This is a genomic window from Candidatus Cardinium hertigii (assembly GCF_003788695.1).
This window is the reverse complement of the sequence record NZ_RARA01000027.1, coordinates 66,884-80,453: the sequence shown is the minus strand read 5'-3', so window position 1 is coordinate 80,453 and position 13,570 is coordinate 66,884. Positions and strand designations below refer to the sequence as shown.

Annotated in this window: 8 protein-coding genes; 7 read left to right on the top strand and 1 reads right to left on the bottom strand. The window is 36.0% G+C overall.

The window, feature by feature from the left end:
• Positions 1-18: 18 nt before the first annotated feature.
• Together EDM02_RS04905 and EDM02_RS04900 are read left to right on the top strand one after the other, a co-directional pair.
• Positions 19-213 (top strand): hypothetical protein, encoded by a 195-nt coding sequence (locus EDM02_RS04905; RefSeq protein WP_123663552.1) that lies wholly within the window; start codon positions 19-21, stop codon positions 211-213.
• 26 nt (positions 214-239) lie between these two features.
• Entirely contained in the window at positions 240-1,448 is a 1,209-nt protein-coding gene (locus EDM02_RS04900; protein WP_123663550.1) for a CIS tube protein, read from the top strand.
• Between the two features lie 78 nt (positions 1,449-1,526).
• Here the strand turns inward: EDM02_RS04900 and EDM02_RS04895 are convergent, their stop codons facing one another.
• Positions 1,527-5,156 (bottom strand): sodium:solute symporter family protein, encoded by a 3,630-nt coding sequence (locus tag EDM02_RS04895; protein ID WP_123663548.1) that lies wholly within the window; start codon positions 5,154-5,156, stop codon positions 1,527-1,529.
• A 321-nt stretch (positions 5,157-5,477) separates the two neighbouring features.
• On the opposite strand from EDM02_RS04895, the gene EDM02_RS04890 reads away from it, so the two are divergent.
• From EDM02_RS04890 to EDM02_RS04870, 5 genes are all read left to right on the top strand, one after another.
• On the top strand, positions 5,478-7,445 hold the full coding sequence (locus tag EDM02_RS04890) for a DUF3857 domain-containing protein (RefSeq protein WP_123663546.1): 1,968 nt from the start codon (positions 5,478-5,480) through the stop codon (positions 7,443-7,445).
• A gap of 293 nt (positions 7,446-7,738) precedes the next feature.
• Complete coding sequence (lnt, locus tag EDM02_RS04885; protein ID WP_123663544.1) at positions 7,739-9,436, top strand: apolipoprotein N-acyltransferase; 1,698 nt, start codon at positions 7,739-7,741, stop codon at positions 9,434-9,436.
• A 71-nt stretch (positions 9,437-9,507) separates the two neighbouring features.
• On the top strand, positions 9,508-9,798 hold the full coding sequence (gene gatC / locus EDM02_RS04880) for an Asp-tRNA(Asn)/Glu-tRNA(Gln) amidotransferase subunit GatC (RefSeq protein WP_123663542.1): 291 nt from the start codon (positions 9,508-9,510) through the stop codon (positions 9,796-9,798).
• 42 nt (positions 9,799-9,840) lie between these two features.
• Positions 9,841-10,911, top strand: a complete 1,071-nt coding sequence (locus tag EDM02_RS04875) for a lysylphosphatidylglycerol synthase transmembrane domain-containing protein (RefSeq protein WP_123663540.1) — start codon at positions 9,841-9,843, stop codon at positions 10,909-10,911.
• Positions 10,912-11,372: 461 nt separating this feature from the next.
• Positions 11,373-13,499 carry a hypothetical protein gene (locus tag EDM02_RS04870; protein ID WP_123663538.1) on the top strand — a complete coding sequence of 709 codons (2,127 nt, stop codon included), beginning with the start codon at positions 11,373-11,375 and terminating at the stop codon, positions 13,497-13,499.
• Positions 13,500-13,570 lie beyond the last annotated feature (71 nt).

The following is a 13,570-nucleotide window of genomic DNA, read 5'->3' as shown; positions in this document are numbered from 1 at the left end:
GTATAACATTTTAGTGTAATGCTTAAGTTAATTTTATTGATTATGCCTATTAAAATTAATGAACTTATTATCCAAATTAAAGTTTACGAAACCAATAAGAAAGTAGAAAACCCGAACCCTACTTCTTTGAATTTTTTATTGCATACGGAACAGCAAAAATTAGCCTTAACAAAAGATGTATTGAACTTATTAGAAGATCGGGAAACGAGGTAAAATGATCAAATGATCTATTTGTAACTATGAGTAATGTTAGTAAACTGGCTATTAAAGCATGTAGAGACAATAAATTCTCTTCGTTTACAGGTGAGTTTGTTACTTCTATTAATCCAGAAAATTTAATTATTAAAAGTGGTGTAGCGTATCATATTCCGCAAGGAATGGCTGGATCTAGTTTACTTAAATATTGTGGAACGCCTCCCAAATTACTCTCTTTTAGCCTTCTCTTTGATAATACGGGAATTATTCCCGGTAGTAATACCATTCATGTCATAGAACAAGTAAAGCAGCTTCAAGCTATTACTTATAATGTTGCTGGAACGCATAGTGCGCCCAGCTACATTCGAGTAATATGGGGGCAGATTGATTTTAAGGGCAGGCTCGTGGAGTTAGATATAGTTTATTCCATGTTTCAAGTGGATGGTACACTGGTTAGAGCAGAGGCGAATATAGCCGTATTGGAAGAAATAGTTCCTTCAGGCCAAGGTAAATCCAATGCTGGTATAGATAGCAAGTATACAAAAGCAGCTGGTGTAAGTGCCACATCCAATAAAAGAGTGGGTAAACACTCCATGTCTAGTGAAAATGCTTTTACTGAAACCCCTAATGGTATGCATGGTGCCTATAGTGGAGCGCCGCCTGGTGCTTATGATGGAGCACCTGATAACATTTATAAAGGATCAGACGATGCGGGGAGGGGCATGTATGATTCCGGAGTTGGTGCTGGTACCAATGGCGATGTGCCTGTTTCGAATAATGTTAATACTTACGATGCTGGTGATGGTTTAACAGGAACAGGAGAAATTGCAGGTACAGGTACAGGTGCAGGAGAAATTGCGGGGATAGGAACAGGAGAAATTGCGGGTGCAGGAACAGGAGGAGTGGTAGGAGCAGGCGGCGTTGCTGGCAACGGACCTGGAGGTAGTGGCGGTGGAGTAGGAGGGGGGGGGTATGGAACTGGTGGTCGTTCAGGTAAAGCTGGGAAAACGAAGGGAGGGAAGCATGGAGCTAGTAACCGTTCAAGTAAAATTGGAAAAACCAGTGGTGACCATACGGTTGGTAGTGGTTCCGGTCGTTTGGATAGTTTACGCAAAATAAACGTGGATGTCAATGGTATATCTGGTGTAGCCAATAAGGTAAAAGATCAATTCAGTTGGTATACAAGGCTTAAAATGATTGCCAAAAAAGTAGCACCTAAAGCATATAATGCCGCTAAAAATTTAGTAAAGTAGAGTGACATTCTATCCGCATACGTATATAATTTGCTATACCTCGTGCATCTAGCTAACACTTGTAATGAATGTATGAGGCTATTGTTTTTTTTGTAAGATTTGCGTGCAAATCCTTTGCATCTCTAACAGCCATTGTGTAGGTCCCTTATTTTTTTCTCCCCAAGGGATGTAAAAAGTTACAGTTTCTTGCGCTATGCGTTGTTGATCTACTGGTTTTCTAGCATATAATGTGCGCAGGTTATGTAACCTATCGGCTAATTTTACTTGTACTACTCGGCTATCATCACATTGATTTAGTTTATTTTTATTTTCTTCATTGCGTAATTTCCAAGGATATCCATTGGTATTGTATGCAGTAACATGTGCTACAATGCTAGCAACTTCGGTTCCATACATTACGTCTATTTGGTGCAGCGTAATAGGCGTATCTTCTATTACATCATGCAATAAACCAGCTAAGATGGTAGTTGGATCTTTTGTAACTTCTAACAAAATTTCAACCACAGTCATAGGATGGGTATAGTAAGGAACACCTGATTGACGTATAACCAATCCATGTGCTTTTTTTATAAGATCAATGGTTTGTACTATGACCTCTTCTGATAAGGTAGTTTCTTGGATCAGCAACTTGGTTAATGCTTGCTCTTGCATTACACTATCTGCTGTTTCAGCTAGTTTATTGGCAACTAGATCAACAGGATCATAATTTTTAAGCTGCATAACTTGTTGTCCATTTACAGGTAGCACATAGAGGCAAGTTAATATTGTATCGTTTTCTGTAATAGCTGTATATCCACCATGAGCTTCTACTATTTGTCTGCTTTCTAATTGGTAGAATTGTTCTTTACTAGTAGGTAATATAAGCGGCATTTCTATTTCGGAAACAGTATAAAACGCCTTTGTGTTTTGCGTAACACTATCTGTACTAAACCAAAAAGCCAAAGCAGGTAAACTAAGTGGTATCTGCCCAATAGGCGGTGTTACTGTATAATTATATTGTAATACAGTGTCTGTAATGGTTAAAGTAACCATATGCTCTCCGTTTTGTTTGCTTTTGTTTACTTCCCATAGATTCAGCATTAAAAAACATTCAAACAATTCCGGATCTACTAAAATTTCATTCATGGTGGTTTGTTTGCGTAAAAGCAAAGAAAATGGTTCTCCTAATGCAAGAATATGTTGATTGGCCCGTAAAATATTTTCTTCAATAGAAGTATATTGTATGGAATTTCGATTGAGTTTGATGCTACGTTTTTCTTTAGCACTCCATAATAATACATTACTTAGTTTATATATTTTTTTGATAAATAAATCTATTTCTTTTTTGAATGGATCTTTTGTAGTAGCATACAGTAAGGTTGTCTGTAACTTATTACCTATTTCTCGCAACAAATTACTGTTATGTACAGCATCTAGTCTAGACCAGTTGGCTTGGTTGTAAATGGCTTCTAGAGCGATCTTATGCTCATAGGCTCTTGTAAGGTTCATAACCTTAAGTTGAGCAACTGATTTTTCACGTAAGTTTATGTAAATGGTCATGGCAATTATTGCTGAAGCTATCGTGGCAATGGCATACATAGGTTCCATAGATAAATAGGCATAATTCGCACTAAACAATTGCCAAAAAGGAACTTTGGGCGGTATATAATTATGTATAACCACAGCTAAAATAAACAGTACCATACTGATTTCTAAAGATAACAAGATGCTGCTGAACCCTAAACTACAAATGACTATTGCACAAACCATAGGTCCATAATGGCCCAATTTAGCAAATTGGAGTGGTGCTATATATAATAGCATAAATAACAAACCAAGCCATATCCAGTACAGCAAGACACTACCTCCTTTTTGGTAGGAATGCAACGTAGGATAAAGGGCTAAGGTAGTTCCCATGGCCATTACAAGCATATAACCATAGATGTAGGGAAATAAGAAAGCTTTCTGAATTAAGAAAAGTGCAATTATAGAGCTAATAACCAAGTAAATTCCTAATAATATAAAGGTGCTTTCTTGTTTAGGAAAAAGGCTGGCTTGATAGGCTGTTGTAAAAGGCAGTTTAAGCTGTTGAAATCGTTCTAGCCACCAGCGTTTGGTTGTTTGGTTTTGTGCATTCCAAGCTGTTGCGTCTCTGATACCAACCCATCCGGTATGTGGTTGTTTAGGTAGTACGTAATGGGTAATTAATAAAATAATTACACTAATGATTAGAGAGATAAATACCCTTTGTCCCGATAAGGCAATGGCTTCAAAAGGATTTTTGTTTGCCAATGTTCGGCCTAGAGGTTGATACATATGGTATATTTCTATAGCCATATTGATAGCCATGCTCCATAAAATGGCTTTAGGACGAGGTCTAAAACCAATACATGTCATGATAAAAGGTACCGCAACAATGGGGCTATATATGTTGACTGCTATGCTTAATAGCTGCATGACATTGTTCGTATGCAATCCTATCCACAAACCAAGTAGGCCAATGAAGATAGATGCAATACGTACAATTTTAAGTTCGGGTCGTCTAGGAGCGCTACTTGGTTGGATAGCAGCTGTTAGAATAGGCCATATATCATTGGCAAATAAAACAGAAGCAGCATGTAAATTAGAGTCTGCTGTAGACATCAATAAAGCAAAAATAACGCTTATGATAATGCCTCTAATACCTGGTAAATGGGCAAATTCAACAATATAGTATAGTACATTTTTCCCAGATTGAATCGTATGACCTCCTATATGTAATGCAATGGCAACAGCCAAAAAAAGAAAGGGAATAACCATACGGCTTATAGCACTTCTATTAAAAACTTTTATAGCCTGTGTAACAGAAGAAGACATGTAGAAACGCTGAATGCGAGCAGGATCAAAAATAATAATAGAACGCCAAATAAAACAAGCCAATACGCTTGCCAATGTGTCATCCCATGTACATAGTTTTGTTATGTTGAATGATGCGGTATGATTGAGTTTTTGCCAGTTAGCTGCTGGATCTTTTGCATAGTATATGCATAAAAAGATAAGCATAGGAAAACAGAGTCCAAAGAATAAAAATTGATAAACATCTGTTAAAGCTACTGCTCTGGCTCCTCCAAAAAAAGCATATACCATCACCAATAGTACCATAACATAGCTTGAAAGCTGTGCTGCATCTGGTAACAGTTGTTTTGTAATAGTGGCACCAACTTTAATTTGTGCAGCTAAAAAAGCAATGGCAAGCATGATACCAAATAATGCTGTAATGACACGTATAATAGGACCATATATGCTACCCATAGATTCTGCTATAGAATAATGGCCTAAGAATTCTTTCAGCCTAGTAATGATAAACCTAGAGGCTAAGTAGAGGTTAAGTACACTATTAAAATCCATCATCAATGCATAAAGACCTTGTCGATAATAGGCATCTAGTCTGGAATGCAAAACACCTCCATCATAGATGGTGGCGATCATAGATAGGGTAATTACCATGGTATGCATCTTTCTACTGCCAACTGCGTAATGTTGGAAATTGGTAATGCCTCTGCTGTGGTACAGCCCAATTGCAAGGGTTAAGATAAGAAACCCACCTATAATAGTTAAATCTATACCGATCATCATTATATTATCCTTTTTAGCATGGAACCCAATACACAAATCAGCTAGGTTAGCGCTATGCAAACCAACTAATGCATTCATAAACTCGTAACTTTTTTTATAAGATACAAGCTGCATGGTATATTTACTGTAGCCGCTATCGATAACTTTTTTCTGAAAACTATGTAAGTATTTTAGGGATAAAAATATTTTACATTACGCATAATTTTTGAGATATCAGTTTTAATTATATCCAACCTACGATTAAAAAAAGATACGAGTAGTATGGAAAAGATAAGCAAAGCACCTTGTTTAAGCGCTAGGACCATATGGTATGTATAAACAAAAACGCTTTTTTTATATAAATATATTTTGATTGTATTATACATATGCGTAAGTTGCACTTCTAGTTTGTCAGGAACGGGCTAACTAAAATCATTTTTTTAAAAGAATTCCTATATGTTAACATTTACAAATACAAAAAAATACTTTTCATTAACGGTAGCTTTTTTAACCAGTGTGCTAGCTAGTTGCGCACAGTATACAGCTCAAATGCAAAAAGATGCATTAGCCAATCAAAAAATAGCAGAGACAACTGAAGCAAAGTGGGCTAGTTGTGAAGATGCTCCAGTAGAAATCGAGTTTAAAAATCGGGATATTAAAATCAATGCAGATGGTACTTATGAGGAAGTAAAAGAAATTCAACACAAAATACTAAACGAATCAGGTAAAGGAAAACTCAGCTCTTATCAAATTTTTTATTTTGAGAATACATCAGAGCTTAGCATAGTAGAAGCAAAGACTATACATGAGGGTAAAGAATACTTAGTCACCTCAAGTATGATAGAGGATAAACCTGTGGCAAGTACGTGTCAAGGGTTTGCGCAAATAAGGCAAGTTTTGATAGCTTTTCCACATGTGGAAATTGGTGCCAAATTGTACGTAAAATATTTAACAAAAAAAACAAAAACGGAAGTGCCTAATCATTTTAATACTGAATATTCGTATGGTCGATATGATTATTTGAGCAAGAGTCATATAAAAATAAGTTCAGCATTACCACTGCATATGGTAGTAAATGACCCTGAAAACGTACTAAAAATTACCAAAGACAGTGAAAATAACTGTCGTGTTTTAACCATTGATTTAGCTAAACCAATTTACAGAGCTGTTGCGGAGCATAAAGGCTTTATTGATCGTAAGCAGTACACTTGGGTTTCTATATCCACTGCCACTAGCTGGTCGGCATTAGCAAAAAAGTTAGCTCCGAAATTTGTTCAAACGATGAACCAAAATTTACCAGACATTTTTACAGCTATAGTTAATCTAACTAAGCAAGAGCAAGAGGAAGTAATACAAATCAATAGGGTAACTTCTTTATTACGTGAAAAAATCCGCTATATGAGTGATCTAAGAACCTTGGAGGGGCATTATTTTCCTAGAGATTTAGCTACAATTGCTGATTCCCAATTCGGGGACTGTAAAGATTTTTCAGTAGCTACCGCAGCTATGTTAAAAAATTTAGGGTATAAAGTTCAGGGTGCATGTGTAATGTCATCGGATTCCATGCCTATAGTAGATGCATTACCAACCTTGAAGAATTTTAACCATTGCATTATAAAAGTAACTGGTAAGCAAGGGAAGATATATTGGATTGATCCTACTCACGATGTTAGCATGGCTCAAGGTATTTTTTCAAATATTGCTGGTAAGATGGCGCTGGTATTGGATGACAAACAACCAAATTGTTATGAAACCATACCAACTATAGATCCTAAAAATTCCAAGGAAATACGCATACAAAAATTAACCATCCAAGACAATAATGTAGTTAATAATACTGGTACACTGAATTGTATTGGTGAAAAGGCTCGACGCTGGACAGAGTATAGGTTAAGTAATTCTGATCAAGAAATTAAAAATATCCTGTTTGACTACCTAGGTGATAAAAATATATTAGAAAAAAATAAACATGAATTGCAATTGCCCTCAAACCTTGATTCCAGGATAGTAAGTGATCTTACATTCAGCTATAACTTTGATGATGATCACCAATTAGCTAAAACCAATTTCGGGCCTGTTATAAGGCTTAGTTCGCCTCAGTGCTGGAATTTTTATCGCGTGCCAGAAGACAATGTTTCTAGTATGTGTATTGGAGATCCCCAAACGTATCAGTATGAGAGGATTATTAGTAATATGCATATAAAGAACATTAATCGTTTGAATTATAAGGTTGATAAGCCGTGGTGTAGCCTACAAAGAATGTGTGCATACCAGGGAAAGGATACCGTAATCAACGATACGGTTGTAATCAAACAATCCATTATCCCATCTAAAGATGTACATACAGCTAGTTTTAAGGCTTTTAGAGATGATTTACGGCAAAACTTTTTAAATGCTGCAATTGTTTTAGAATCGGTAAGTTAATGCGATAGCTTGTTGCATATGTAATATTAATAGCTAATCTAGGACCCTATGTTTAGACCTATTTTCAATAGGTCTAAAATGGTAGCTGTAGTTGCACTTTTAACCTTTTTGTAAGTTTCTTTTGATTTTGGTAGATTTACCCAGCAATAGACAGCTTTCGAAGCTAAGCTTTAGTAAAATACGTATAATTCAAATAGCCTGATTCCATGCATTTTTATGAATTTTATGTTTTAGTTGCAAAAGCAGTCTATTGAATTTTTGTAACACATTTTCTAAGAAAGACTTTACAATCTATGCGCTCTTACCTGGTTTTTACCGCATACCCCTTATGGGTAGATAAAATTTTTAAACAACTTTGTTCTAAAAAATCCTCCAGTGGTTATATATGCCTTTTAGCGGTCTTAAGTAGTAGTTTTTTTGGTTTAGCTTGGTGTTCTTTTTGGTTTGGTGCTTTACTATTTATAGCTATTGTTCCCATTTTGCTTATCATTAAGCTTTTAACAATGCGTGCCAAGCGTAAATCTTTTATGCATGGCCTGTTCTATGTGTTTTTAACCCTATTTCTTTGGAATACGTTAACGATTTGGTGGATTAGTAATGCTGATTTAGTAGGTTTTATTTTTATAGCCTGTTGTAATGCTCTTTATCTTTCCTTTCCTTGGTTGTTTTATTATTACATGCGAAAATGGGTTGGGGTATATGCAGGCTATGCAGCATTAGTAACTGGTTGGTTAACATTGGAATATGTCCATTTTGCTTGGGAATACTGGGAACTTTCTTTTCCTTGGTTAAATCTGGGAAATGGTTTAGCAGCATTGCCTTACTGGATTCAGTGGTATAGCTATACTGGAATACTTGGAGGTTCTCTTTGGATTTTGGTTCTTAATATCTTGATTTACCATTTGTTGTTTGAAAACATAACTCCTCTTATGGTAAATGGGTTTTTATACTGGTTACTGCTACCCATATTTATAAGCGTAATAATGTATTATAACTATAAAGATCAGGGAATGCCGGTAGAGGCAGTGGTAGTACAGCCTAATATTGATAGTTATACCGAAAAAGATACTTCTTCTTCCAGCTTTATCCCTCATGCCCATCAAATAGATCGGCTATTAACCCTTTCTAAGGAGCAGCTTACGCCAGCAACTGGTTTAGTAGTCTGGCCTGAGTCAGCACTGAATTTTTGGATTGACGAAAGCATGGTGTATGATTATGTATGGTTGCAGCCTATACGGCAATGGCTAGACCAGCTTCCTGCGTTAAGCCTTATAACCGGTGTCAGTTCGTTTCGCTCTTACGGCGCCATTAAAGCCACGAAAACAGCTAGAAAAAACGGAAGAAACTATATGGACTGTTTCAATAGTATTTTCCATTTGAAGGCTGGCAATACATTAGATATATACCATAAGGAAAAAAGATTGCCATTTGGGGAATATATTCCCTATTATAGCGTGCTTCCAGAATGGATATCCTCTTGGATCAGACAAAAGTTTATAGACCTCGGGAATATAGATCCTTGTTTTGGCCAGGGAAGTGGTAGTAAAGTTTTTGAAATAAACCCGAAAATAAAAGTTGCAGCTATTAACTGTTACGATTCGCTTTATGGTGCTTTTGTAGGTAGTGCTGTCCAAAAAGGAGCAAATTTGCTTACTATAACAACCAATGATAATTGGTGGGGCGATACCCCCATATATCACCATCACTTTCAGTATAGCCGCTTACTGGCTATAGCCCATCGCAAAAGTTTAATACGTTCAGCCAATACCGGTATTTCTGGATTTATAAACCAGCGTGGAGATGCAATAGCCAAAACGCAGCGGCTAGTTCCTGCTGCTTTACGTCAAGTGGTTTATGCAAATAACCAAATGACCTTTTATAGTTTATATGGAGATTATATTGGGCACATAGCTGCTTGGGCTTGTTTGCTATTATTTTTTATTTTGTTTATTGCTCGGCTAAAATATCTGGGTCTTTGCAGCAGCAGGTAAACATAAAATTTTGTTCTCTTTAATTTATAAATTAACTTTGTACCCTGTTTAAGGTTTTTTTACCTTTGTTTATGATAATCGATAATGATCTTTTAGATAAGCTAGCTTATCTGTGTCGCCTTGAATTACCCCTTCATGAGCGAGATGCTATGCTTCATGATTTAAATGAAATAGTAGCTTGGGTAGAACAGCTAGATGAACTGGATATTGATAATAATGTGGTGCTAGAACCATCTGTTGTATTGGAAGCTACGCGTTTACGTCCAGATGTTGTATTAAATACCCTGTCGCATGACGAAGCGTTAGCGCTTGCGCCCAGTAGTGATTCAAATTATTTTAGGGTTCCTTCTGTAAAGGGGTAGGCGTAAATACATATACCCCATCCAATTTAAAACCATAGTCAGATGCAACCCGATGCTCCAGAAGCACTTAAAACGTTAAATATTAAAAAAATATGGTTACCCGTTCTATGTGGATTAGCCATTACGGGATTTTTGTTTTATAAATCCGGTAAAATATCGAGGGCAACCGTTGCATTATTAAGTGAACCCAATTGGAATTATTGGTGCATAGCTCTTTTGTGTATTGTTTTACGAGAGGTAGGCCATATTTTCAGGTTGCGTATTCTTAGTAACAGCTCCTTAAGCTGGACTAGCTGCTTTTATATTGCCATTCTTTGGGAGTTTGCTTCTGCTGTAACGCCATCAGTAGTAGGGGGGGGGGTAGTGGCTATTTTTATCTTTTCCAAAGAAGGCCTCTCGCTGGGAAGATCTCTTTCCTATGTTATTGTGAATGGGATTATGGATAATATATTTTTTCTTTTAGCTGGGTTACGTGGTTTTTGGGGGGCATATGAATCTTTTTTTGCTATGGCAGATGAATTCAGTGGTACCGTAAAGACCATTTTTTTTATAAGCTACATGATGCTTTTGATCTATTCCTTGATTATAGCCATTGGTGTTTTTATAAATCCAAAACTATTAAAGTGGATTTTAATGCGTGTGACCAGTATAACTTTTTTGAAAAGATGGCGTCGCTCTGCCTATCAGTTGAGTAAGGATATTATCACTACGTCAAATGAGTTTAGGGGACGTAGTATGCTTTTTTGGAGTAAAATTTTGTTTTGTACCATGCTAACCTGGGTGGTTCGGTATGCTTTTCTTAATTGTCTCATTGCTGCTTATAGTTATAGTGCTGTTTCTTTTAGTGAACACTTGGCTATTTTTGGAAAGCAAGTGGTCATGTGGTCATTGATGCTGGTTCCTGTCTCTCCAGGTGGCAGTGGGATTGCAGAATTTTTGTTTCAACAATTTTTTGAACCTACGTTGGGTGATTATACCTTGATGATAGCAGTGTTATGGCGGGTATGTACGTATTATCTTTACCTGACCTTAGGGGCTATTTTCCTTCCTAAATGGATTCGAAGGGTATATAGCAAAAGTATAAGCTTACACAAATCTGTTTCAGAACTATAACCATAATAGATCTCTTGCCAAACCTCTATTTTTCATAATCCATACCCTTGTATCGTATCCGATATGCTTTTTTTTAGGTTTTTTAGCCGTATCCGTTCACTCAATGGCGTCAACTTAAGGTTTAGCTGTTATTGATAACCAAGTAGAATAGGAGTGTAGGCTAATCATAAATTGCCTTAAGTTGACGCCATTGTCCGTTCACTTACGTGGAAGAAATGTTTTTAATTTAATTATTTCATTACTAAATTACTTGCTGCTTTTTTTGCTTGATCAAAAAAGTTACTGTCTTAAAAAGCAATCATAGTTATTCAATATTATGTTAAAGATTTTAAATTTACATTTTTATTTGTTATATTGGGGTCAGCTAAAAAAGCGTTTGTTTTTTCAGCATCCGATAAACAATATGAGGCCGTTCAGACTTATACGATAAAAAATATAAATCCCTATAAAATGAAAATAATATGTTTTACTTAGGCCCTATTTTTACTTTTATCCTGTTAAGTTTAAGCGGTTGTCAACAGCAAACACTACAAATGGAGGCGGGCAAACGTAATAGTCTATCCCATACACCACCACCTACAGGAGGTGTACAGATGACCATATGCGATCCCAAAAAGATACTCGATCAAATAGGAGGATTTAGACCAAAAGATTACGAAGATTTAGCGTATATATCCAATGTATGGGGCAAAGAAGCATTATTTCAATTCTTAAAGGAGCTAGGGCCTGAAAATAAAAACCTATTAGAACCAGACACCTTTAGGGAAATAGTGGTTATTACTAAAAATAATCCTGGTAGCTGTTCGCTTTTAAGTTTTATTTTTTCGAAACTTGCAGCAAATATGGACGGATTTGCCACGCATATACACTTTAAAAAGTTGATGAAAGCCATTGCGTGTGCCCATTCGTTAGAGGCACCTTGTTTATGCTTTGATAAGCTCATTGAATCGAATTTACTGACTATAAGCAATTTTAATAAGCTTATGGCACAACCAGATAGATGGGACCAAGCATGCGACCTGTTAAGTTTATTTGCTAATTGGAATATCCTGAATCAAGGAACTTTTGATTCCGTTGTTGATATTGAAAATAAGGAACAACTTATAGAAGTATCGAAGACATTGCATATACATCCTTATCACTTAGCATGTACGCCATTGTATGCTGTTACAAAAATTTATCAAAATAATCCATCTTTATTATTCCCAAATATACTCTGGCAATTTACACAATTGCTGGACCATGCGCCTGCCCATTCGTTAGAGGTACTTTGTTTATGCTTTGATAAGCTCATTGAATCGAATTTACTGACTATAAGTAATTTTAATAATCTTATGGCGCAACCAGATAGATGGAACGAAGTAAGATACCTGTTAAGTTTATTTGCTAATTGGAATATCCTGAATCAAGGAACTTTTGATTCCGTTGTTGATATTAAAAATAAGGAACAACTTATAGAAATATGGAATACACTGGATATGCATCCTTCTCACTTAGCATGTACGCCATTGTATGCTATTACAACAATTTATAAAAATAATCCATCTTTATTATCACTACCACCAAATATACTCTTGGCATTTACACAATTGCTGAATCGTAAACCAGTAGCTGTATCACAACCGTTCTTTGCACTGTTACAAGAAGCTTGGATGGTAAGATTACTTACAGAAAGGTCCTTTACGAGATTGATGTATCCAGCACTATATATATATCAAGCTACAGAGAATGGTACAATTATAGCTTTTAATTGTATGGATCAGTTTAATAAACTGGCTGAAATTAAAGATGTATTGTTTGATTCTGGTGTGCTTACTATAGATCTATTAGATGAGCTCATAGATCTAGGTTGGACTTCATGCGAACATGATTTAGTAAGTCGATTAGTAAGTCCTACCATGCAACATATACTAAAAACATATGTTATCCCACAAGAGCAATTTGCATCATTACTAAAATTAAATGAGGCGTGTTGGTCTATATTAGAAAAACGTATTCTAAATAGCTGTGCCATCACGCAAGAGACATTTGAAGTATTAAAAAATCAGCATTGGGTGACCATAAAGGGCATGCTAGATATATTCTCCTTCCAACAGCAGGCATTGGAAGCATTGATGCAATTAGATAAAAAAGATTTTATTCATTTAGAGTCTGTTATAAAGCAATATAAAGACGCAAAAGAAGAGATTAGGTTAGCATTAGATTTTAGTGGTAATGTTAATGTTCTTACTCGATTAGCCAATACGTATATAGAGCAATTTCTAATCAAGAAAGACCAATCATTGCAAACGTTATCTGATCATCTCAAGAACATAATAACATTATTGCGGCGGTATCCACTCATCCACGCGAAAGACAAGGGTGTATCATTATTAAAATTAGACAATGAACGGTTGTCTATACTAGTCGCTATTACAAACGTATATCTAATTAGTGGATTTAATGAGAAAGAATATGAAATTTTACTAAGGTCAGATTATCAAAGGCTAATGAAGATACAGAAGGATCTACAAGACCTTGTAGGTAATAATACACGATCACTTACGGAAGATCAGCTGGATACCATATTGCAAAATTACAGGCATTAAAGGAGGTATCCGTTCAGTGGAGTGGCTTAAATCGGTTACTAGCTCTAAAGAAGTATCCGTTCAGTGGTGTG